The organism is Candidatus Hydrogenedentota bacterium, assembly GCA_012730045.1.
Lineage (GTDB): Bacteria > Hydrogenedentota > Hydrogenedentia > Hydrogenedentales > CAITNO01 > JAAYBR01.
This window is the reverse complement of the sequence record JAAYBR010000062.1, coordinates 51465-72387: the sequence shown is the minus strand read 5'-3', so window position 1 is coordinate 72387 and position 20923 is coordinate 51465. Positions and strand designations below refer to the sequence as shown.

General features: G+C 67.6%; 21 protein-coding genes. 11 read left to right on the top strand and 10 right to left on the bottom strand.

Annotated elements, in window-relative coordinates; genetic code table 11:
• Window positions 1–8 precede the first annotated feature (8 nt).
• Together GXY15_06505 and GXY15_06500 are read left to right on the top strand one after the other, a co-directional pair.
• Window positions 9–395: a response regulator gene (locus GXY15_06505; GenBank protein NLV40864.1), complete on the top strand. Its 387-nt coding sequence runs from the start codon at window positions 9–11 to the stop codon at window positions 393–395.
• Complete coding sequence (locus tag GXY15_06500; GenBank protein NLV40863.1) at window positions 392–1264, top strand: alpha/beta hydrolase; 873 nt, start codon at window positions 392–394, stop codon at window positions 1262–1264. Before GXY15_06505 ends, GXY15_06500 begins: the two co-directional genes overlap by 4 nt.
• Here the strand turns inward: GXY15_06500 and GXY15_06495 are convergent.
• On the bottom strand, window positions 1231–1542 hold the full coding sequence (locus tag GXY15_06495; GenBank protein NLV40862.1) for a Dabb family protein: 312 nt from the start codon (window positions 1540–1542) through the stop codon (window positions 1231–1233). The two genes, GXY15_06500 and GXY15_06495, sit on opposite strands and share 34 nt — an antisense overlap.
• A 29-nt stretch (window positions 1543–1571) precedes the next feature.
• A complete protein-coding gene (gene rpoN, locus GXY15_06490; protein NLV40861.1) occupies window positions 1572–3014 on the bottom strand; it encodes an RNA polymerase factor sigma-54 in 1443 nt (480 codons plus the stop codon).
• Window positions 3015–3159: 145 nt separating this feature from the next.
• Here rpoN and GXY15_06485 point away from each other — a divergent pair, with 145 nt between their 5' ends.
• The 4 genes from GXY15_06485 (at window position 3160) to GXY15_06470 (ending at window position 5514) form a co-directional block, all read left to right on the top strand.
• Entirely contained in the window at window positions 3160–4095 is a 936-nt protein-coding gene (locus GXY15_06485; GenBank protein NLV40860.1) for a nucleoside hydrolase, read from the top strand.
• Between the two features lie 93 nt (window positions 4096–4188).
• Window positions 4189–4407 (top strand): hypothetical protein, encoded by a 219-nt coding sequence (locus tag GXY15_06480; protein ID NLV40859.1) that lies wholly within the window; start codon window positions 4189–4191, stop codon window positions 4405–4407.
• A gap of 203 nt (window positions 4408–4610) precedes the next feature.
• Window positions 4611–5069 carry an Hsp20/alpha crystallin family protein gene (locus tag GXY15_06475; protein NLV40858.1) on the top strand — a complete coding sequence of 153 codons (459 nt, stop codon included), beginning with the start codon at window positions 4611–4613 and terminating at the stop codon, window positions 5067–5069.
• Window positions 5070–5124: 55 nt separating this feature from the next.
• Window positions 5125–5514 (top strand): Hsp20/alpha crystallin family protein, encoded by a 390-nt coding sequence (locus tag GXY15_06470; GenBank protein ID NLV40857.1) that lies wholly within the window; start codon window positions 5125–5127, stop codon window positions 5512–5514.
• A 168-nt stretch (window positions 5515–5682) separates the two neighbouring features.
• On the opposite strand, the gene ppk1 is transcribed toward GXY15_06470, so the two are convergent.
• Window positions 5683–7719 carry a polyphosphate kinase 1 gene (gene ppk1 / locus GXY15_06465; GenBank protein NLV40856.1) on the bottom strand — a complete coding sequence of 679 codons (2037 nt, stop codon included), beginning with the start codon at window positions 7717–7719 and terminating at the stop codon, window positions 5683–5685.
• 310 nt (window positions 7720–8029) lie between these two features.
• Between ppk1 and GXY15_06460 the strand changes: the two genes are divergently transcribed.
• On the top strand, window positions 8030–8788 hold the full coding sequence (locus GXY15_06460; protein NLV40855.1) for a glucose 1-dehydrogenase: 759 nt from the start codon (window positions 8030–8032) through the stop codon (window positions 8786–8788).
• A 37-nt stretch (window positions 8789–8825) separates the two neighbouring features.
• On the opposite strand, the gene GXY15_06455 is transcribed toward GXY15_06460, so the two are convergent.
• From GXY15_06455 to pgsA, 3 genes are read right to left on the bottom strand one after another with little or no spacing between them, the layout of a single operon-like run.
• A complete protein-coding gene (locus tag GXY15_06455; GenBank protein NLV40854.1) occupies window positions 8826–9380 on the bottom strand; it encodes a hypothetical protein in 555 nt (184 codons plus the stop codon).
• A complete protein-coding gene (gene alr / locus GXY15_06450) occupies window positions 9373–10524 on the bottom strand; it encodes an alanine racemase (protein ID NLV40853.1) in 1152 nt (383 codons plus the stop codon). Before alr ends, GXY15_06455 begins: the two co-directional genes overlap by 8 nt.
• A gap of 18 nt (window positions 10525–10542) precedes the next feature.
• Complete coding sequence (gene pgsA, locus GXY15_06445) at window positions 10543–11142, bottom strand: CDP-diacylglycerol--glycerol-3-phosphate 3-phosphatidyltransferase (GenBank protein NLV40852.1); 600 nt, start codon at window positions 11140–11142, stop codon at window positions 10543–10545.
• 72 nt (window positions 11143–11214) lie between these two features.
• On the opposite strand from pgsA, the gene truA reads away from it, so the two are divergent.
• The 3 genes from truA (at window position 11215) to GXY15_06430 (ending at window position 14231) form a co-directional block, all read left to right on the top strand.
• Window positions 11215–12006, top strand: coding sequence for a tRNA pseudouridine(38-40) synthase TruA (truA, locus tag GXY15_06440; GenBank protein ID NLV40851.1), 792 nt, complete (start codon window positions 11215–11217; stop codon window positions 12004–12006).
• Window positions 12007–12101: 95 nt separating this feature from the next.
• Window positions 12102–13208: an RtcB family protein gene (locus GXY15_06435; protein NLV40850.1), complete on the top strand. Its 1107-nt coding sequence runs from the start codon at window positions 12102–12104 to the stop codon at window positions 13206–13208.
• Window positions 13209–13316: 108 nt separating this feature from the next.
• Entirely contained in the window at window positions 13317–14231 is a 915-nt protein-coding gene (locus GXY15_06430) for a TIGR01777 family protein (GenBank protein NLV40849.1), read from the top strand.
• 127 nt (window positions 14232–14358) lie between these two features.
• On the opposite strand, the gene GXY15_06425 is transcribed toward GXY15_06430, so the two are convergent.
• Window positions 14359–15579, bottom strand: coding sequence for an MFS transporter (locus GXY15_06425; protein NLV40848.1), 1221 nt, complete (start codon window positions 15577–15579; stop codon window positions 14359–14361).
• A gap of 105 nt (window positions 15580–15684) precedes the next feature.
• Window positions 15685–16683, bottom strand: a complete 999-nt coding sequence (locus GXY15_06420) for a DUF1559 domain-containing protein (GenBank protein NLV40847.1) — start codon at window positions 16681–16683, stop codon at window positions 15685–15687.
• 879 nt (window positions 16684–17562) lie between these two features.
• Between GXY15_06420 and GXY15_06415 the strand changes: the two genes are divergently transcribed.
• Complete coding sequence (locus GXY15_06415; GenBank protein NLV40846.1) at window positions 17563–18078, top strand: PaaI family thioesterase; 516 nt, start codon at window positions 17563–17565, stop codon at window positions 18076–18078.
• A gap of 156 nt (window positions 18079–18234) precedes the next feature.
• Here the strand turns inward: GXY15_06415 and GXY15_06410 are convergent, their stop codons facing one another.
• Together GXY15_06410 and GXY15_06405 are read right to left on the bottom strand one after the other, a co-directional pair.
• Window positions 18235–19497, bottom strand: a complete 1263-nt coding sequence (locus GXY15_06410) for an ADP-ribosylglycohydrolase family protein (protein NLV40845.1) — start codon at window positions 19495–19497, stop codon at window positions 18235–18237.
• 24 nt (window positions 19498–19521) lie between these two features.
• Window positions 19522–20736 (bottom strand): aminotransferase class I/II-fold pyridoxal phosphate-dependent enzyme, encoded by a 1215-nt coding sequence (locus tag GXY15_06405; GenBank protein ID NLV40844.1) that lies wholly within the window; start codon window positions 20734–20736, stop codon window positions 19522–19524.
• Window positions 20737–20923 lie beyond the last annotated feature (187 nt).

The following is a 20923-nucleotide window of genomic DNA, read 5'->3' as shown; positions in this document are numbered from 1 at the left end:
ATTCCCCGATGGACCTTCACGGAAAGCGCGTGCTGATCGTGGACGACGACCCGGACATGCGGGCCGCCCTCCGGATCGTGCTGGAGGCCGCAGGCTGCGGCGTGGACGAGGCCGCCACCGCCGGGGAGGGCCTGGAGGCCGCAGCGCGCGCCTGCCCCTCCCTGATCCTCGCGGACCTCATGATGGAGGAGGTCAACTCCGGCGTGGACATGGTGCGGACCCTCCGGGAACGCGGCTGCGCCTGCCCGGTCTTTCTCCTCAGCTCCGCGGCGGACACGGTGAAGCACAACATCCGTCCGGGCGACTACGGACTGGACGGCCTGCTCCAGAAGCCGGTGGCGCCGGAAACCCTCCTGGAAACGGTCCGCCGGGCCTTTGGGGCCGCCCCGGCATGACACCGACGCCCGCCGCCCTGGACCTGCGCTCGCGCGACGGCGGGCCGCTGCGCGTCTGGGACCACGGCGGCTCGGGGCCGCCGATGCTCTTCTGCCACTGCGCGGGTACCTTGGCGCGTGTCTGGGACCCCGTCATCCGGCGGCTGGAACCGGGATGGCACGCCTACTCCCTCGATTTTCGCGGGCACGGCGACTCGCTGAAGCCGGAGGGGCGTGCCGCCTACCAGTGGGCCTCCTTCGCGGGGGACGTGGAGGACGCGGCGCGCCAGTTGGCGTTTGGCCCGGGCGCCGCCGCCATCGGGCACTCGGGCGGCGGCGTGGCCGTGGCCCTGAACCTGATCCATCACCCGGAACTCTTCGCCCGGGCCGCCCTGCTGGACGCCATTCTCGCCCCCGCCTGGTTTTTTCCGGATGAGATGCCGCTGGCGCACGGGGCGCGCCGCCGCAAGGTTGTCTTTTCCTCGCCGGAGGAGGCCGCCGGACGGCTGGGGGCCAAGCGGCCCTACGCCCACTGGCACCCCGAAGCGTGGGACGCTTTCCTGCGCCACGGGCTGGAATCCCTGGCCGACGGCCGGGCGCGGCTCAAGTGCCCCGGCCATCTGGAAGCCTTTTTCTACGAGTGCGGGTCTTCGGAGGAGACGCTTCATGCGCTGGAGGGCGTGCGCGCGCCCGTCCTGTGCGTGGCGGGCGGCGAAAGCTACATGCTCGAACATGTCCGGGAGCAGCACCGCCGCCTGCCGTGCGGCGCGCTGGAGGTGATCCCCGGCGGCACCCATTTCTTCCCCCAGGAAAAGCCCGAGGAGACAGCGCGCGCGCTAAACCGCTTCTTTGCCGGTCAGTCCGAGACGGGGTCGAAATCGAGCACCTGAACACGGTCCCAGCAGGGGGAGAAGCGTGTCAGGAACGCCTGATGCTCCGGCGACGCCTGGTAGGCGTCGTGCGCCGCCCCGTCGTCCAGAATCGCGGTCAAACCGAAGGTGTAGTCCCCCACCACCACGGGGCGCGGCGGCGTGGCCGACGGCGGGCCGGCATACAGGGCGCGCACGCCGGGAATGGCCCTCAGGGAAAGCAGCCCCCCCAGAAACGCGGCGCGCGCGTCATCGTCGAGTTCGGGCTTGAGCCAGAAATACACCGAATGCACCATCATGGGGGGCCTCCTTCGCGCCGGGTTCGTCTTCAGGAAAAGCGTTTGCGCTCCCGCTTGGTGGGGATGCCCATCCCCTCGCGGTATTTCGCCACCGTCCGCCGCGCCACGCGGATGCCCTGCTCCTTCTGAAGAATCTCCGACAGGGCCTCGTCGCTCAGGGGCGCGGACTTGTCCTCCTTCTCGATGAGCGCGCGGATCTGCGCGCGCACGGCCCGCGCCGACAGGTCCTCCCCGTCGTCCGTGGCGAGCCCCACGGAGAAGAAGCGCTTCAGTTCCATCACCCCCTGGGGGGTCTGCACGTACTTCCCGTTCACCGTCCGCGACACGGTGGACTCGTGGATGCCCACCCGGGCCGCCACGTCCGCCATGCGCAGGGGCTTCAGGCCCTCCTCCCCCTCCCGCAGGAAGTCCTCCTGCGTCTCGGCGATGCACTGCGCCACGGACAGCAGCGTCTGCTCGCGCCGGCTCAGGTTGCTCAGCAGGTCGTTCGCGTCGCGGACCCGCTCCTGCACCCAGGCCGCCCCCTCTTTCTCCCGGACGTTTTCCCGGTATTGTGCCAGCGCCTCCTCATCGAAACGCACTTGGAACAGACGGTCCGCCAGCACCGCCTCGTAGCGCGGCCCGTCCCGCAGGAGGCGCTCCTCGGGCACCTCTCGGATGATGACCTCGGGCACCACCACCTGCGCCCCCCCGGAGGCAAACACCCGGCCCGGCCGGGGCTCCAGTGTGCGCAGACGGGCCATCACCTCCTCCACCTCCGCCTCGGTGATCCGCATCGCCCGCGCGATGGCGGGCACACGCCGGTCCTTCAGCAGGTCAAAATGGTCGCGGACCAGTTCCAGGAGGGGGGCGTCGTCCGCATGCTCCACCGCAATCTGGAGCAGCAGGCACTCCCGGAGATTCTCCGCCCCCACCCCCGTGGGCTCGAAGGTCTTGATCAGTGCCAGCAGGCGCTCCACCTCCGCCGGGGGAATGCCCAGCTCCCCCGCCACCTCCACGGCGGAACCCTGGAAATAGCCGTTCGCGTCAATCTGCTGGATCAGGAAAGTGCCCAGCGCCTCGTCTACCGGCCCGCGCACCGACGCGCGAAGCTGCCCAATGAGGTGCTCGTAGAGGGACTGCTCGCTGCGGATGTTGTCTATCCGGTACTGCCAGAGCTGGTCCAGGTCGCGGTTCACGCTGAAATCGCGGCCCTCGTGGTGCCGCCACAGGGCCTCGTCGGCCCACCGCTCCGCGTATTCCTCCCCGTCCGGGTCCTCCGTCGCGGCGGCCGGAGACGCCGGGGCGGGGGCCGGCGCGGACGGCGGCTCCACCGGCACCAGCTCCAGAAAGGGGTTCAGCTCCACGATCTCCTCCAGCTGCTGCTGGAGGTCCTGCACGTTCAACTGCAGCAGCCCCAGCCCCATGATCTGCTGGTGCGTGAGAATCTGCCGCTGTTCCTGCCGTTGCAGGTTCTGTTGTTCCATCCGCATTGTGAAAACACCGTCCAAGAGGTTGATGCGAAGTATACGCGGCGGGCCGCGGGGGGGACAAGGTCCGCGGCCCGGTTGCACCGCCGGCGGCAAACATGGGACACTGGCGCGGCACGTCAACCAAGGAGACCCCGACATGAAATGGATGCTTTCTGTGGGCATGCTCGGCCTGTGCTGCGTGGCCGTTCACGCGGCCCCGGTGCCGGTGATCCTCGACACGGACCTCGGCGACGACATTGACGACACCTGGGCGCTGTGCCAGGCCCTGGGCGACCCGCGCATGGACGTCAAACTCATCGTCACCGCGTCGCACAACACGCCGCTCAAGGCGCGGCTCGTGGGAAAGATTCTGGAGAAAATCGGGCGCACCGACATCCCCCTCGGCATCGGAAAGAAGACCGAGGAGGCCTCCATCAACCAGGCCGCCTGGCTCGGGGACTACACCCTCGACAAGTACCCCGGAAAGGTCCATGAGGACGGGGTCGGCGCCATGATTGACCTGATCCGCAGCCAGCCCGCCGGACATTTCAAACTCTGCGCCATCGGTCCCCTGCCCAATCTGGAGGAGGCCCTCAAGCGCGCCCCGGACATTGCCGACAAGACCGACGTGACCCTCATGGCGGGCAGCGTGCGGATCGGCTACAATGGAAAGCCCACCCCCGACCCCGAGTGGAACGTCGTCTGCAACATCCCCGCCGCGAAGGCCGTCTTCGCCGCGCCATGGAAGATCACCATCGCCCCCCTGGACGTCTGCGGCACCCTGCGCCTGGAGGGGGAGGACTACTTGAAGGTCAAGAACAGCGACGCCTCCCGCGCCCGGGCCGTCATCGAGAACTACGACGCCTGGAAGAACCGGGGACAGTACGCCGAGGACTCGTCAAGCATCCTGTTTGACACGACAGCCGTTGAGCTGCTTGTTGCGGACAGCCTCATGGCCGTGGAAACGCTCAACCTCGTCGTGGACGACAAGGGCGTGACCGTTGTGGACGACGCAAAGGGACGGCCCGTCCGCTGCGCCATGGGGTGGAAGGACGAGAAGGCGTTCAAGCAGGCCCTCATAGGGTTCCTCACCAAACCGTGAGGCGCGGCCGGACATTTTCGCGCCTTGACCCCCGGCGTTCACCGTGGTGAACTTTTGTTCATACGCATTATTCGCAACCGTGAACGGTCGCCCATGAAGGTCGTCTTCGTCATACCACCCTTCGACTACGCCTGGTCCATCGGCAGCCCCTACCGGCGCGCCCGGAACGGGATTCTCCCGCCGCTGGGGGTGGGCTTTCTCGCCGCCGCCCTGGTGGACGCCATGGCCGAACGCTTCAACATGGGCCAGGCCGCCGAGGCCGTCGCGGCGCTGAACATCCCGCTGTGCGATTTCAAAACAGCCTGTTTCTGATCGAAACACCCCGCCCCTTCCCGCACCCGCCCCTCCTTCCGCCCTTCTCCATCACAACTCCCCGCGCATCTTGGGCTTATGGCACATCCCCGCGACGGAAGAAGACACTGGCACAGCTCTTGCCCCTGGTGGTGTGCGCCGGAAAAAGCGGCAGAAAACGGAAAACACCGGCCGACAGGTCGAAACAACAGGAGGAACAGACCATGGCAACCTACTACTGGGACCCCTTCACAGGACTGGACGCCGTCCGCAGGGAAGTGGAGCGCATTTTCGCGCAGGGCGATCCGGGCGGCCGCGTCTTCGGGCGGCAGACCGGACCGGCCGGACCGGGGCGACTCCCCCTCATGAACGTGTCTGAGGATGCGGAGAGTGTGCGCGTCGAGATGCTTACCCCCGGGCTCGACCCGGAGAGCATCGAGGTGTCGGTGCTCCGCGACCAGCTACGGATCAGCGGCGTGAAGAGCGCCGTCAACCCGGACGTCAAACCGGAGGCCTACCACCGCAACGAGCGCGGCGCGGGCCGTTTCACGCGCGCCCTGACGCTTCCCGTGGAGGTGGACGGCGACAAGGTCACGGCGGAGTACGTCAACGGCATTGTGCGCCTCACGCTCCCGAAGCACGAGGCGGCCAAGCCGAAAAAGATCGCCGTGAGCGTGAAGTGACGGCAGACCGCAGGCGACAAAAGCAACAGCAACCCCTGAAAAGGAGGATAGAACCATGAAAGAGACGACGATTCCCGCCAAGGTTGAGCAGAAGGCCCCGGACACCCGGGAGGAATCCCGGACGATCGTCCCGCCCGTGGACATCTTTGAGACGGAAAACGGGCTCGTGGTGGTGGCGGACCTTCCCGGCGTCGGCCGCGACAACGTGGAGATCGGGGTGGACAAGAACGTTCTCACCCTGAAGGGCGCCCCGGCCGGCGAGTCCCGCGAGGGAACCCTTCTCAGCGAGTTCCGCCTCGTTCCCTACTTCCGCCAGTTCCAGCTCAGCGAGGAAGTGGACCAGGAGAACATTCAGGCCGAGATGAAGTACGGCGTGCTCACCATCCATCTTCCCAAGGTGAAGGCGAAGCAGCCGCGCAAGATCACGGTAAGCGTGGCCGAATAGGCCCGCGCAGACAAACACCCTCCCTGACCCTCTCCCCACGAGGCCCCGGATCCGACCGGGGCCTCCCTCATTGCCAAGCAGAGGCAGACGGGCCGGTTCTCCCGGTGCCCGCGTGTGGGACAGTCCCCGGTTTGGCGCCCCCTGGCGATCACCGGGCGGATGGAAGACCTATGACGCGGATTCGGCGCCCCCCCGGGCCGCCCCGGCATCTTTCGTGGAGGAAGCCAACGCGGCGAAGTACGCGTGCGTCTCATACTGCGCGCGGCGGGTCCCCGCGCCGTCGCCGGCGTAGGCGTTGCACTGCTTTCGGTCCAGCAGCCGCGCCTTCACGTCGTCGCGCGTCTGGATCGCCATCATCTCGCACACCTGCGCCCGCAGTTCCGGGTCATAGACGGGAAAGGCCGCCTCGATCCGCCAGTCCAGGTTGCGCTCCATGAGGTCCGACGAGCTCATGAACACGCGGGCGTCGTCCCCCTCGCCGAAAACGAACACCCGCTGGTGCTCCAGGTAGCGGTCGAGGATTGAGATGGCGCGGATGTTCTTGTGCGGCAGCATCGCATAGGTGGTCCGCACGATCAGGTCCACCCGCACGCCCGCGTCCGCCGCCGCCCGCAGCCGCCGGATCATCATCGGGTCCGTCAGGTGGTTCACCTTGATCAGGATGCGCCCCTTCTTCCCCTTCGCCTTCTCCGCCGTGATGTTCCGGTACAGCACCTTGCGCGCGTTGAACGGGGACACCGCCAAATGCTTGAACGACGGCGGCAAAACGGCCCGGCTGTTGGCCGCCTCGGCCAGGTAGTCGAACACCCGCTCCACCTCGCGCGTGATCCGCTTGTCCGCCGTGAGCAGGAGGCTGTCCACATACAGCCGCCCGGTCGCCTCGTTGAAGTTCCCCGTGGACAGCGCGCAGACGGTCTCGTCTTTCCGCCGGATCATCAGCAGTTTCGCGTGCACCTTCATCGGCGGCACGCCGTAGACGACCTTCGCCCCGACCTCGGCGAGCTTCTCCGACACGCTGATGTTGTGCTGCTCGTCGAAGCGCGCCTGCAGCTCCACGGAGACAAACACCTTCTTCCCGTTGCGCGCCGCGTTGATGAGGGAGTTCACCACCTGCGAGTGGCTGGCCACCCGGTACAGGGTCATCCGGATATCCCTGACCTCCGGGTCTATCGCCGCCTCCCGCAGCAGGCGCACCAGGTGGTCGAAAGACTGGTACGGATAGGTGACCAGCGTGTCGCGCGTCCGGATGATGTCCATCAGCGGCCCCTCCACGGCGTCCAGCACCGGGTGCGGGCTCGGGTCGAGGGGCTCGAAGCGGAGGTCGGGCCGCCTGGCGGGAAAACGCATCAGGTCGCGCATGTTGTGGTAGCGCCCCCCGGCGATCGTCGTGTCCGCGTCGCCCAGGCGCAGCTCGCGCTTCAGCCGCTGGAGGAGCCCCGGAGGCATGTCCGCATCATAGACGAAGCGCGTCGGCGTGCCGCCCCTGCGCTGGCGGAGCACCTTCTGCATCTTGCGCACATACCCCTCCGAGAAGTCGTTGTCCATGTCCAGCTCGGCATCGCGGGAAATCTTGAACTCAAAGGCCTCGATGCGCTCCGCCCGGAAAATGTAGAACACCTTGTGCAGCGAGTGGCGGATGATGTCGTCCAGGTACATGATCCGGCCGTTCGGCAGGGCCACAAAGCGCGGCAGCACCGGCGGGATCTCCAGCAGGGCGTACATCACAGAAGCCCCCCACATTTTGATGCCGAAGTAGAGCGCCCCGTCCGTCAGCGGGGGGATCGGGTGCCCGTCCCGCAGGATGATGGGCACCAGGCCCGGCAGCACCTCCTCGTCGAAGTATTCTGCGACCCATGACTGGACCTCCGGCGGCTCGGAGCGCAGGTCGAACTCGTCCACAATCCGGATGCCCTCCGCCGCCAGCGCGCCCATGATCTCATCGTAGGCCCCCAGAAACCGGTCGTCCATCTCGCGCGCCTTCTCCGTCACCTTCTTCAGCAGCACCTCCATCCCCTTCTTGCCCAGCTCGATGCGACGCTTCACGCTCGCCCCCCGCACCTTGAAGAACTCGTCCATGTTGGACGAGAAAATCCCCAGAAACTTCAGGCGCTCCATGAGCGGGTTGCGCGGGTCCTCCGCCTCCTGAAGCACGCGCTCGTTGAAGGACAGCGTGGAGATTTCTCGGATTTGGGCGATGTTCTTCATGGATTCTCGGGTTCCGCCGGCGGGGTCCGGCACACGGAAAACACCGGGGCATGGTATCCAATTCCGAACGAGTTTTACAATATGCGCACCTTGCATGGAACGGGAACGCCGCCGGGGCTGGCACGAACGTCATGGACAAGACAAAGAGCCGGCGCTCCGGCTTTCCGCCCACCCTGTCCATGCCGTCCATGCCGTCCATTTGCGCGCGCACCCCGAGTCGGGTGCGCACCTCTCCCGCTCTTCCTGCTATAATTGTCTTTCCGTTTTTTGAAGAGTCAGCAACCCACACAACCTGTCGGAGGTTTCAGACATGCGATTGAAGGACAAAGTGGCCGTCATCACCGGGGCCGGAATGGGCATGGGACGCGAGGCCGCGGCGCTTTTCGCAAAGGAGGGGGCGAAGGTGCTGGTCTTCGACCTCAACGAGGCCGCGGGCAGCGAGACCGTTGAGATGATCAAAGCCGCGGGCGGCGAGGCCGCGCTGGTGGTCGGCAACGTCAGCAAGGAGGCCGACGTGAAGCGGGCGGTGGACGAGGCGGCCGCGCGCTTCGGCAAACTCGACATCCTCTACGCAAACGCGGGCGTCCTCTGGAAGGACCGCGACCGCTCGGTCATCGAGACCACCGAGGAGAACTGGGACATCGTGCAGGCGATCAACCTGAAGGGGCCGTTCTTCCTGACGAAGCACGGCATCCCGAAGCTGATCGAGAACGGCGGCGGATCGGTGATCCTGGTGGGGTCCATCTCGGCGCTGGCGGGCTTCGAGCTGGCGCAGGACTCCTACACCTGCGCCAAGGGCGCGCTCATCTCGCTGACCAAGTCGCTGGCGGTGCAGTTCGGCCCGAAGGTCATCCGCACGAACATCATCCACCCCGGCATGATTGACACGCCCCTCCAGGCGCCCTACCTGAACGACGAGAAGAAGAAGTCCATCGCGGGCTGCATCCCCATGCAGCGGCTGGGCGTGGCCTCGGACATCGCCTACGCGGCGCTCTATCTCGCCTCGGACGAGTCCACCTTCTGCAACGGGTCGGAGCTGGTGGTGGACGGCGGCTTCTACGCGATGTGACGCCTCCGGCGCGCGGAACGGCTTTGGGCGCGGCCTCTCAGGACGAGGGGCCGCGCTTCTTCTGGTCCAGGCGCGCGCGCATCTCCTCCAGCAGCCGGACCGAGTCCCCGCTCAGGCGGTCCTCCAGCAGCGCGGGCTTGGACGCCGCGCGGGCGGTCCGGCCGATCTCCTCCTTCACGCCCCCCTGAAACTCGCGCACCGTCCTGATAAAGCTGTCCGCGTCCATGGTCAGCGCGCCCATGCCCCGGCAGAGGTCCCGCAGGCCGCGGTCGCTGCTCACCACCACGCAGTCCAGCCGCTGGCGCGTCGTGTAGACGATCCGCTCGATCATCGTGTCCGCCGACAACTGCGAAGGCGCGTACTGGATGACCAGCCCCGGCACACTGCGCGTCTCCCCCTGCGCCCGCCGGGTGCCGTCCGCGTTGCGCCCGTCAAAGACGACGGTGACGGCGCGGTTTGCCGCCGAACAGAAGCGCACCAGCTTTTCGATGAGGCTTTCGCGGGCCGCCTCGAAGTCCCGCAGCGCCAGGGGGCGCAGCACCGAGGAGGAGTGCAGCACGTTGTACCCGTCCACCAGGTAGTGCTCAGCCATGTTCCGCCTCTTCGGCGGCGGCGCCGCGGTACTCCCGGACCACCCGCGGGCCGATCCCTGTGAGAATGTCATAGGGAATGGTCCCCGCGCGGCGGGCCAGCTCCTCCACCGTGATCTCCTCCGCGCCGTCCGCGCCGATCAGCACCGCCGGGTCGCCGTAGGCCGCGTTGGGCACCGCGGACACGTCCACGACCACCTGGTCCATGGACACGCGGCCCAGCACGGGGCAGCGGCGGCCCCGGATCAGCACGTCGGCATTGTTGGAGAAGGCGGTCCGGTAGCCATCGGCGTAGCCGACGGGCAGCACGGCCGTCCGGATCGGGCCCTCGGCGGTGTGGGTGCGCCCATAGCCGACGGTGGCGCCGCGGGGCAGGTCGCGCACCTGCACCACGCGGGTCTCCCAGCGCAGCGCGCGGCGCAGCGGCGATCCGAAGGGCGCCTTCTCGGCGGGCCACACCCCGTAGGTCATGAGCCCCGGGCGCACGGCGTCGAAAAGGCTGTCGGGATAGTTCACCACGGCGGCGCTGTTGGCCGCGTGGGCCATCTCGAAGGGCACACCGGCCCGCTCCGCCTGCTTCACCAGCTGGCGGAACAGTTTGATCTGGGACACCGTTCCGGGGTCGTCCACGATGTCCGCGCACGGGAAATGCGTGGAGATGCCCTCAATGTCCACATGCGTGATCCGGGAGATCTGGTCCAGCGCCGCGGGGAGCTCGTCCGGCAGGAAGCCCTGCCGGCCCATGCCCGTGTCCACCTTCACATGCACCCGCACAACCTGTTCCCGCTCCCGGGCCAGCTCGCCCAGGCGGAACGCGGCCGTCATGTCGGACACCGCCAGCGTGAGCCCGTGCTCCACCACCTCGTCCAGCCCGTCCACGGTTGGGTTGATCATCAGCAGCACCGGCGCGGTGATCCCCGCGGCCCGCAGGCGCGCGCCCTCCGCCACCGTGGCCACGCCCAGCATGAACGCGCCCGCGGCCAGCGCCGCCCGGGCAACGGGCACCGCCCCGTGGCCGTAGGCGTCCGCCTTGACCACGGCAACCAGCCGGGGCTTCCGCCCGGCGAAACGGCGCACCACCTCCAGGTTGTGGGTGTAGGCGTCCAGGTCTATGAGGGCCCGGGAGGGGCCGGTGAACGGCGGCATCGCGGCGCGTTCCTTTCGTTAGGCGAGGTCGTGGAGTTTCAGGGCCTTCCAGTTGACCCAGCCAAACTGAACCCCCGAGTAGATCGTCAGCACGGCCACCAGCACCATGCCCGTATGGGACAGTATCCGCAGGCTCACCACCAAACCGAGCGCCGTGGCCTCCGAGAACAGCGGCAGGAAAAGACGAACCAGGATGGCCAGGGCGAGAAACACGAAGACATACACCATCTGCGTGACCGTCTTCGCCTTCCCGTAGTTGTTCGCCGACAGCACCACCCCGTCCGCCGCCGCCAGCGACCGCGCGCCCGTCACCAGAAACTCCCGCGCCAGAATCGCCACCACAGTCCACCCGGGCACGTTCAGCTCATGCACGTTCATCAGCATCACAAACGCCGAGACCATCAGAATCTTGTCGGCCACGGGGTCCATGAGCTTGCCGAAATTCGTGATCAGGTTGTCGCGCCGCGCGATCTTGCCGTCATAATAGTCCGTGATCGCCGCCACGGTGAACACCACATAGGCCACGGCATAGGTGGCCGTGTGCGGGAACGACATCAGGACCACAAAGACCGCCGCCAGAAAGCAGCGGGCAAGGGTCAGCTGGTTGGGAAGGTTCATGCGGATATTCTAGCAGAAAGCGCCCCGGGGCGCGAAGGCAACGCCGCCCCGCCCTGCGATAGAATACGGCCCATGGAACCTTTGGAGAATGGGCAACCCCTGAAATGCGTCGTCCGCTACGACGGCACGGACTTTGTCGGCTGGCAGCGCCAGGACAACGGCCCCTCGGTCCAGCAGGCCATTGAGGAGGCCCTGGGGACCATTGCGTGCCGACCGGTGCCCATCCAGGGCGCGGGCCGCACCGACGCGGGGGTGCACGCCCTCGGGCAGGTCTTCTCCTGCGTGTGGCCGGGGCCGCCGCCGGTCCGGCTGCGCCGGGCCGTCTCGCGCATGCTCGCCCCGCGCATCCGCATCGAAAGCGTCGGGCCCGCGCCGCCGGGGTTCAACGCGCGCTTCTCGGCCAAGTCCAAACGCTACGAATACGCCTTCGACTTCAGCCGCGACCCCGACCCCTTCTCCGCCCGTTACGCGTGGCATGTGCCCTACCGGGTGGACCTGGACAAGGTCCGGGAGGGCCTCGCCGGGCTTCCCGGCATGCGGGACTTCGCGGGCTTCCAGAGCACGGGCAGCCAGATGAAGAGCACCGTCCGCACCCTGTATTCGGCGGAGCTGCTGCCCGGCGGATGGAGCGGCCCCGCGGACTGCCCAAACCTCATGCGGATCGCCTTTCACGGCGACGGGTTCCTCTACAAAATGGTGCGCAACCTCTGCGGCACGCTCATCGAGATCGCGCGCGGGCGCTTCCCGGTGTCCTTCATCGCCGACCAGCTCGCCGCGGGCGGGCCCTTCCTCGGGCACTGCGCCCCGCCCCAGGGGCTCGCCCTGGCTGAGGTCCACTACCCCGCCGGGGAGGACGCCCCGTGAGCGGGAAGAAGCGCCAGAACCGAACCGCCCCGGAGGGAAAGCCCGCCCCCTGGCGGCAGTGGGGGACGGACATTGACCCCAACGCCGTCGCCCAGATGGAAGCCGCCTGCCGCCTCCCCGTGGCCGTGCGGGGCGCGCTCATGCCCGACGCCCACGTGGGCTACGGACTGCCCATCGGCGGCGTCCTCGCCGCCCGCAACGCCGTCATTCCCTACGCCGTCGGCGTGGACATCGCCTGCCGCATGAAGCTCACGGCCTTTGACCTGCCGCTCTCCCTGCTGGAGGACGACCCGGCGCGCCTGAGGGAGGCCATCGCCGCGGAGACGCGCTTCGGCGTGGGCGCCACGTTCAAGGAGCGGCGGCAGCACCCCGTCATGGACCGCGACTGGTCCGCATCGCCCGTGACCCGCGCGCTCAAGGACAAGGCCTGGGCGCAGCTCGGCACCAGCGGCAGCGGCAACCACTTTGTGGAGTTCGGCGTGCTGGAGCTGGACGCGCCCCTGAACGGCCTGGAATCAGGAAAACGGCTGGCCCTGCTGTCCCACAGCGGCAGCCGGGGCACGGGGGCGCAGGTGTGCGCCCACTACAGCGCCCTGGCCAAGAAACTGCGGCGGGGGCTGACGGAGGACACGGAACGCCTCGCGTGGCTGGACCTGGACTCGCAGGAGGGCCGCGAATACTGGGACGCCATGCAGCTCATGGGCGCCTATGCCGCGGCCAACCACGAGCTGATCCACCGCAGCCTCGCCGCGCGTCTCGGCGCGGAGGTGCTGCTGGACATCGAGAACCACCACAACTTCGCCTGGCTCGAAACACACGGCGGGGAGCGGGTCGTTGTCCACCGCAAAGGGGCCACCCCGGCCGGCAGGGGCGCCCTCGGCATCATCCCCGGCTCCATGGCGTCCCCCTGCTGCGTCGTGCGGGGAAAGGGATGCCGCGAAAGCCTGGAAAGCGCCGCCCACGGCGCGGGCCGCAGCGTCAGCCGCAGCCAGGCCGTCAAGCGGTTCCACTGGCGCGACGTCGAGCCCCTGCTCCGGGAGCGCGGCGTCACGGTGATCTCGGCGGGGCTCGACGAAGTCCCCCTGGTGTACAAGGACATCCACGCCGTCATGGCGGCCCAGGCGGACCTCGTGGAAACCGTCGCGGTCTTCCACCCGCGCCTGGTCAAAATGGCCCCGCCGGGCGAAAAACCGGAGGACTGAAAGAGCACCCGTACCCACCGCCCCTCCTTGTTGTCCATATCGTCCATGCAGTCCATCACGTCCATAAGGGTCCCCGCAAAAACCACGGTGCCCCAGGAGGCCAACCCCATGCGCATCGCCATCACCGGCTCCTCGGGACTGATCGGCGCGGCCCTCGCCGCCCGGCTGGAGGCCTCTGGGCACCGCGTGCGGAGGATGCTGCGCACGGGGCGCGCGGAGGAGGTCGGCGATCCGGGCGGCGACGCCGCCTGGTGGAACCCCGGCAAGGGTTATCTCGACGCGAAGGCCCTGGAGGGCCTGGACGCCGTGGTCAACCTCGCCGGCCGGCCCGTCGCCGGACACCGATGGAGCGCCGCGGAAAAGGCGCGGATCCGCGACAGCCGCATCACGGGAACCCGGCTCCTCGCCGCGCGCATGGCCGAAATGGCGCGGCCGCCGTCGGTCTTCGTGTCCGCCTCCGCCGTCGGCTACTACGGCAGCCGGGGCGACCTGCCCCTGGAGGAGGGGGAGACACCCGGATCGGACTTTCTCGCCGCCGTGTGCCGCGACTGGGAGGCCGCCGCCGCCCCCGCCGCCAAGGCGGGCGTGCGGGTGGTGCATCCCCGGTTCGGCGCCGTGCTCGACCCCGGCGGCGGCATGCTCGCGCGCCTGCTCCCCCCGTTCCGCCTGGGACTGGGCGGACCCATCGCGGACGGGACGGCCTGGCTGAGCTGGATCACCCTGGAGGACGCGGTGGGGGTGCTGACGGCGGCCCTCCTGAAAGACCGCCTCTCCGGACCTGTGAACACCGTGGCCCCCGAACCGGTGACCAACCGGGAGTTCGCACGGGCCCTGGCGGCAACGCTGCGGCGGCCCGCCGTGCTCCCCCTGCCCGCCGCCGCCGTGCGCCTGCTCTTCGGGGAAATGGGCACGACCCTGCTGCTGGCCAGCCAGCGCTGCCTGCCCGCCAAACTCACCCGGGCGGGCCACCCCTTCAAACACCCGGAGATCACCGCCGCCCTGCGGGAGCTCCTCAGCAGCTGAGAAGGGTGCCGAAATCCGCAGCGCAGGCGTCCCGCCTGCCTTGTCTTCCCGCCACGCCGCCATTCGGCGCAAGACCCAAAGACGAGGCCGCCGGGACGGCGGCGCTACGGCCCCCCCTCCCGTCGGCCTATGCCATGCTCCGCCGCGGGCGCAGCAGCCACAGTTGAAGCGCGAAGGCGGGCGCGTAGAAGACCGGAAACCACACAAAGGGGAACTCCAGCCCGTAACGCCCGGAAAGCGCGCCGAAGAGGAACGAGCCCAGCATGCCGCCAAAACCGACGGCCGCCTCGTTGATCGCCGCACGGCGGTGCTTGTGCGCCGGATCGGCCACGCAGTAGTACACCGCGGCGAAGAACGCGACCCCCAGGTTCATCCCCACCAGCAGCGACCCGAACAGCATGGCCGCGAGACTGTGCGTCACGCCCATCCAGATGAATCCCGCCGCCGCCGCCAGTTGCGGCACAATCAGCCACGACGCGCGGTAGCGCCACCCCTTGGTGCGGCCGAGCCAGAAGAACAGCGCCGCCGTGCCCGCAGAGCACGCAAAGGAAACCCACGAGAACACCGTCGCCGGGGGGGCACTGAACGGCCACGACGCGCCGTCGCCCGCAAACAGCCCCAGTCCGCCCGCCTGCACCAGGTCCTCCACGCGCTTGGGAAACACGGAGCGCAGCACGCCCACCATCCAGTTCGCCAGAATCACCGCCACCCACGCCGCGTGCAGGAAGCGCACCGCGTCCCGGCGGTGTCCCGTCTCCTCCTCCGACGCCTCCTCCTCCCTGCCCCGCCCGAAATGCACCTGCTCATGGGGCATGGACAGTGCCAGCCCCAGCGCCGCCGCGCAGCACACCGCCAGCACCGCGAAGGGCAGCCGGTAGTCGTACTCATAGAGCGGCCCGGCCACCAGCGGCCCCGCCGCAAACCCGGAACTCCAGGACAGGTTAAACCAGCCCAGATGCTTCTGGCGCCGTTCCGGGTCGGGGTCCGCGCCAAACCACGAGTACAGGGCCGGCCAGATCACCGCCAACCCCGCCCAGGCGACCACCCCCAGGGTGATGCAGACCGCCGTGTCGCGGAAGAACACCACGGGCGTGAAAACGCACGCAAACCACACCAGCCCAAACCGCACCCAGTTCAGCCCGTTCCGCGAGCGGGACACATACCGCGACGTGACCAGGCAGGTGACCATGTAGACCACCGCCTGCAACGCCCCAAAGTACCCCGACATCCGCGCGTCGCCCCCCAGTTGCCGGTAGACATAGAACGGCACCACGGTGATGGCGATCATCACCGCAAGGTCCAAAATGAACCCCAGGAGACACATCCGGACAGGCGGGGAAAGGCGCATGGATTATCCGTCATTTCGGGGAAAGGGGGGGCTGGTTGGCAAAGAACCGCCCCCCGTTGCCGGGGGGCGGTCACATTATCGCAGAAAAGCCGCAGGAAATACCTGTTAGAAGGCGCCCACCAACGCGGCAACCGACGGAAGGACGGGCGCGGTGGCACCGGCCATGCCGACTTGGGCGCTGGCAACGTCAATCGTGTCCCAGCCCGGCACGCCCTGATACCGGATGAACTCCACATGGCCGTCCATGAACAGCACGTTGCAGCCGCCGGGCACATGGTTGAAGAGCGCCTCGCCCGTGCCGGTGGTCAGGGTGTCGAGCATGATCCACAGCGTGCTCTGCGCCATATTGGCCGCGCCGGGATTGTTGATGTCCGTGATCAGAAAGCGCTCAATGCCCTCCCGCAGACGATAAATCTTGCCGCCGCCGCCGTTGCCGGAGGTGTTCCACGGGTTCTGGAGCTCCACATCCGCGTCAAAGATGCGCGCCAGCGCGTACGGATCGTCGATGACCTCGGTCGCGATGGAAAGGTTGTCATACACGATGCCGTCAAGCGCGGCGGCGATCTGTGTCGGAACCTTCGTGTTGGCGTCCAAGTTGGCATCGTCGCCCAGCAGGGGAAGAAGGGTCCCAAGATACGTGAACTGTCCGACTGTGGCCGTCAGCTTGGCGTTGTCGAAACACCAGCCGAGGTAGGCGTAGGACGCGTCAATCATGCCGGGCTCATGGGAAAAAAGGGGCGTACCGTCGGCATTGAACAGGTCTGCCTGATGATCGCTCAACCCCGCGTCGGAGGGGCAGAGGGTGATGTTGGGGTCCGTCAGATACTCAGGGTAAATGGCCGCGACAGCCGGACCGGCGGCCACGTCAGGCTTGGTCGGATCCTGGCCGACGCCCGGCATGACCTGGATCGGGGGGAAAGCACCCTTGGCCTCGTTGTTGTACATCTTCAAGACCAGACCCCATTGCTTGAGGTTGTTCTGGCAGGAGGCGCGGCGGGCGGACTCGCGGGCGCGCGCCAGGGCCGGCAGCAGAATCGCCGCCAGGATACCGATGATCGCAATCACGACAAGCAGCTCAATAAGTGTGAATCCTTTCTTGCGCATGACAGATTCCTTTTCGGTTGGTTTCAGGTCTCGCGACCTTGACAACAATTAATGCCGGACCCAAAGCGCCCATTGCCTTGGGTCATTTTGAGTATACCCCACATCCTCCGATTTTTCAAGTTGTTTTTCCCGTCTGGCAGACAGTATCCACCTTCAATAATGCGCATAAGGCGTTGTGCCGTCAATCAATGTATTTTTCTGGGGCAGTATCTCGAAGCACAAGACACGCCAGGAAAAAAGCCAAACAGACAGCCGAAAGAGCATCTTGGCAACAACTACCCCCAACATGGACTCATGTTTTTTGCGCGTCCCCGCACCTGGGCCGGTCGCCCACGGGGGCGGGCCACCCCGGAGAATCTGGATTCCCCGCAGGGGACCGCTCTGGATCCTGCCAAAAGCACCGGATCTTCCCAGGGAAGACGGGTCTTGCTGCCATGACCACCCCGCCTTCAGGCGGTCTGGCAGGCATGAGCACCAGTCCGCGTCCGCCGCGTTGCCGGGCAGGCGATGATCCCCATGTCCGCTCCTGGGCGCGGCAAGCGGCGCCCCTACGGGCGGGACTGGTCGGCTATCCCGCGCGCGCGAAGAGGGCGCGGCAAGCGGCACCCCTACGGGCGGGACTGGTCGGCTATCCCGCGCGCGCGAAGAGGGCGCGGCAAGCGGCGCCCCTACGGACGGGACTGGTCGGCTATCCCGCGCGCGCGAAGAGGGCGCGGCAAGCGGCGCCCCTACGGGCGGGACTGGTCGGCTATCCCGCGCCCTCTTCGCGCAGGCAGTACGCGCCCTCTTTTCGTGTCCGTGCTTGCATCGCGCGGGGGGGGCGGGGGACAATACCCGCCGTCCCTTGGGAGGGGGCGGCGTCCCGGGAAAGGATGTTTCATGAAAGATCAGCACAACGGCGTCCGGCCCCTGCCCGTCTCGAAGACCTGTTTTGTCTGCGGCGAGGAGAACGCGGTCGGCCTGCGGGGCCGGTTCTATGTGGAGGACGACCGGGTGAAAATCCGGATGAGCGCGGATGACCGGCATTGCGGGTATCCGGGGGTGGTGCATGGCGGGGTGGTGGCGGCGCTGCTGGACGAGAGCATGGGCTGGGCCGCGGCGCGGTCGCTGAAGCTGATGTGCGTGACGGCGGAGCTGATGGTGCGCTATGTCAAGTCCGCGCCGCCGGACCCGTCGCTGGTGGTGGAGGCGTGGACCACGCGGGCCCACCGGCGCATGGCGCACTGCGAGGCGCGGCTCATTGGCCCGGACGGGGAGGTGTACGCCCGCGCGGAGGGGAAGTTCATCCCCTTGGACGCGGAGCACACGCTGGCGGTGGACGACGGCATGGTCTACCGGGGCGGCGAGGAGCGGGTGTTCGAGCGCCTGCGCGGGGACGTATCGGCGAACGGCTGAGGAGCCCCGGGAACCGGGGGACGACCCGCACGGGAACACCGAGGTGGCACGGGCTTCCAGCCCGTGGTCTGGGTCATGGATGCGGCCCAAGCATCACGGGCTGGAAGCCCGTGCCACCTCTCCGAGCGTTTCCCGCATCCAGCCTGCCAAATGCCGCTACTTGTCCTCTTTTGCCGTGATCTTGGCCATTTCCTCGGGGGTGTATTTGCTGTCGGCGACGGGGCCGGGGGCCCAGCACTGCTCCAGCGGCCCGGGCACGGGGGCCTTGACGGGGATCACGAGAACCTCGTTGCCGGCGTCGTCCTTCTCCACGCAGCCGCCGGCGCGGACCACGGCCTGGCGCACGAGGTTTTCACAGACCCGCATGAGCCCGTCGAAATCGTAGGCCGTGTGGCTGAACTTGACATCGCGCTTGAGGGCCTCGTGAAACTTCTTCGGGGTGTTCTCCATGCCGAGGGAGGTGAAAAGGACGCCTGCGGCGCTGGACGGGTTGCAGTCGGAGTCGTGGCCGCAGCGGGTGGAGACGATGATGGTCTGGTCGGGGTCGCCCGCGCCGTAGAGCAGGCCCATGACGATGCACGCGCCGTTCATCTTGGCGTCAATGTTGAAGCCGTTCTCGGTGCCGCAGGAGCCCTTGCGGTACTCCGGGTTGCGCTGGTACTTGGCGTCCAGCTTCTTCCAGGCGGCCTCCCAGTCGTCCGGGTGCTCGGCGTGCCAGCGCACCACGTCGCTGATGCACTCGTGGTACTGGCTTCCGGAGGGGATGCAGGCGAGGCCGGCCTCGATGATTTTCGCGATGTCCTTCTCGAAGAAGGCGGCGCTGTACATGCCGCCGATGAAGACCCCGCCGTAGAGGCCGTCGCCGTAGTTCATGAGGCGGCCGAATTTCTCGCCCAGCTCCAGGACCAGCCCGGGCATGCCGGGGGCCAGGATGCCGCTGAAGTCGGCCTCGATCTGGTAGTCAATGTCGTCGGCGTGGCTGTTGAACTTCGGGTGTCCGGAGTCGGGCGGGGCGATGCCGGCGCGCAGGTTCTTGCGCCCGAACTTGTTCGCGTGCCACAGCTCGTAGCCGCTGTTGGCGAAGTCAATGCCCGCCTGCTTCGGCGTGGCGTCCCAGCCGTGCTCCTCCAGGGTGCGCACGAAGGTCATCTCCACGTAGATGTCGTCCTGGCCGAACTGGTTCACCGTGTCCGGGGTCCAGGCGGGCATCTTGTCCTCGGGGACGATGACGCCGTTGAAATTGAACTCCGTGGGGGCGCCCCAGCCGACGCCGGCCATCTGGCCGATCCAGGCGGCCTGCATGCGGCCGCGGTATTCGTCCATGGGCAGGCGGCGGCACTCGACGCCGGGGTCGGCGCACTGCGCCGAGGCGGCGGCGGCGGCCAGAAGGGTCATTGCGCAGATACAGGCATGTTTCATGGGTTCTCTCCTGTGTGGGCCTTGTCAGGCCTTTTTGGCGCTCCGGCGCAGGGCGTTGTCAATGTCGGCGATGATGTCCGCGGCGTCCTCGATGCCGGCGGCCACGCGGATGAGCGTGTCCGTGATGCCGAGGGCGTAGCGCTCCTTGCGGGTGTAGTTGTAGTAGCTGACGAGGGCCGGGTGGGTGATCAGGGTCTCCACGCCGCCCAGGCTGGGGGCAATGTAGCACAGCTTCAGCCCGTCAAGGAAGCGCTTGGCCATGTCCAGCGTGCCCTTGATGTCAAAGGTGACCACGCCGCCGAATCCGGTCATCTGGGCGGCGGCGATGGCGTGGTGCGGGTGGCTCTCCAGGCCGGGGTAGTACACGCGCCGGACCTGCGGGTGCCCCTCCAGGAAGCGGGCGAGAGCCATGCCGGCGGCGTTGTGCGCGGCCATGCGCACGGAGAAGGTCTTGAGTCCGCGCAGGAGCAGGTAGCAGCAGTGCGGGTCAATGACGCCGCCCATGGCCTTGTGCAGGGCGCGGATCTCCTCCACCAGCTCCGTCCGGCCCAGCACGGCCCCGGCGAGGATGTCGTTGTGCCCGGCGAGGTACTTGGTGGCGCTGTGGATCTCCAGGTCCACGCCGAACTCCAGCGGGCGCTGGTTCAGCGGGGTGGCGAAGGTCGCGTCAATGATCGTGAGCACGCCGTGCCGCCGGGCGATTTCCCGCAGGCGCTCCAGGTCAAAGATGTTGAGATAGGGGTTGGTCGGCGACTCGGAGAAGATGAACCGGGTGTTTCTGCGGATGGCGGCCTCGAGGGCGGCGTAGTCGCCGAAGGGCACGACGGTGCACTCCACGCCGAAGCGCTGGAGGTAGGAGTTGCAGAACTCCAGGGTCTTCTTGTAGGCGTCGTCGGTAATGACGATGTGGTCGCCGCCGCGCACCAGCGCGAGGATGGTCGTCGTGATGGCGCTCATGCCGGAGGAGAAGAGAACGCAGTCCTCCGCGCCGCAGAGCGCGGAGAGGCGCCCTTCGGCCACCTTCTCCGTGGGTCCGCCGTAGCGCCCGTACTCGTAGCGCTCCTTTCCGTGCTTGGTGTAGTCCTCGATGTCCGCCGTGTCCTTGAAGGCGAAGGTGGACGTCTGCACGATGGGGGTGGTGATGGAGTCGGCGTAGCGGAACCGGTCCTCCCCCGCGTGCACGGAGCGGGTGGAGAGGCCGGCCTTCCCGAACTCCGGAACGCGCTTGCTTTTCGACATTTCTGCAAAACCTTTCCCGGGCCTTACGGGCCCGCGCGTCAGGCCCAAAATAGTACTCCCTTCCACATCAAAAAGACCAGTCCGCACTTGCGGAAAGCGGAGTATGGGCGGTATGGGCGGTATGGGCGGTATGGACGATATGGACGATATGGACGATATGGACGGTATGGACTGGATGGACTGGATG

Excerpts from the sequence above, each read along its gene's own strand:
- GXY15_06460 (NLV40855.1), top strand. The coding sequence starts at position 8,030 with ATGCGATTGAAGGACAAAGTGGCCGTCATCACCGGGGCCGGAATGGGC.
- GXY15_06430 (NLV40849.1), top strand. The coding sequence starts at position 13,317 with ATGCGCATCGCCATCACCGGCTCCTCGGGACTGATCGGCGCGGCCCTC.
- ppk1 (NLV40856.1), bottom strand. The coding sequence starts at position 7,719 with ATGAAGAACATCGCCCAAATCCGAGAAATCTCCACGCTGTCCTTCAAC.
- GXY15_06415 (NLV40846.1), top strand. The coding sequence starts at position 17,563 with ATGAAAGATCAGCACAACGGCGTCCGGCCCCTGCCCGTCTCGAAGACC.
- pgsA (NLV40852.1), bottom strand. The coding sequence starts at position 11,142 with ATGAACCTTCCCAACCAGCTGACCCTTGCCCGCTGCTTTCTGGCGGCG.
- rpoN (NLV40861.1), bottom strand. The coding sequence starts at position 3,014 with ATGCGGATGGAACAACAGAACCTGCAACGGCAGGAACAGCGGCAGATT.
- truA (NLV40851.1), top strand. The coding sequence starts at position 11,215 with ATGGAACCTTTGGAGAATGGGCAACCCCTGAAATGCGTCGTCCGCTAC.
- GXY15_06470 (NLV40857.1), top strand. The coding sequence starts at position 5,125 with ATGAAAGAGACGACGATTCCCGCCAAGGTTGAGCAGAAGGCCCCGGAC.
- GXY15_06485 (NLV40860.1), top strand. The coding sequence starts at position 3,160 with ATGCTTTCTGTGGGCATGCTCGGCCTGTGCTGCGTGGCCGTTCACGCG.
- GXY15_06405 (NLV40844.1), bottom strand. The coding sequence starts at position 20,736 with ATGTCGAAAAGCAAGCGCGTTCCGGAGTTCGGGAAGGCCGGCCTCTCC.
- GXY15_06425 (NLV40848.1), bottom strand. The coding sequence starts at position 15,579 with ATGCGCCTTTCCCCGCCTGTCCGGATGTGTCTCCTGGGGTTCATTTTG.
- GXY15_06475 (NLV40858.1), top strand. The coding sequence starts at position 4,611 with ATGGCAACCTACTACTGGGACCCCTTCACAGGACTGGACGCCGTCCGC.
- GXY15_06480 (NLV40859.1), top strand. The coding sequence starts at position 4,189 with ATGAAGGTCGTCTTCGTCATACCACCCTTCGACTACGCCTGGTCCATC.
- GXY15_06500 (NLV40863.1), top strand. The coding sequence starts at position 392 with ATGACACCGACGCCCGCCGCCCTGGACCTGCGCTCGCGCGACGGCGGG.
- GXY15_06410 (NLV40845.1), bottom strand. The coding sequence starts at position 19,497 with ATGAAACATGCCTGTATCTGCGCAATGACCCTTCTGGCCGCCGCCGCC.
- GXY15_06495 (NLV40862.1), bottom strand. The coding sequence starts at position 1,542 with ATGATGGTGCATTCGGTGTATTTCTGGCTCAAGCCCGAACTCGACGAT.
- GXY15_06420 (NLV40847.1), bottom strand. The coding sequence starts at position 16,683 with ATGCGCAAGAAAGGATTCACACTTATTGAGCTGCTTGTCGTGATTGCG.
- alr (NLV40853.1), bottom strand. The coding sequence starts at position 10,524 with ATGCCGCCGTTCACCGGCCCCTCCCGGGCCCTCATAGACCTGGACGCC.
- GXY15_06455 (NLV40854.1), bottom strand. The coding sequence starts at position 9,380 with ATGGCTGAGCACTACCTGGTGGACGGGTACAACGTGCTGCACTCCTCC.
- GXY15_06505 (NLV40864.1), top strand. The coding sequence starts at position 9 with ATGGACCTTCACGGAAAGCGCGTGCTGATCGTGGACGACGACCCGGAC.
- GXY15_06435 (NLV40850.1), top strand. The coding sequence starts at position 12,102 with ATGGAAGCCGCCTGCCGCCTCCCCGTGGCCGTGCGGGGCGCGCTCATG.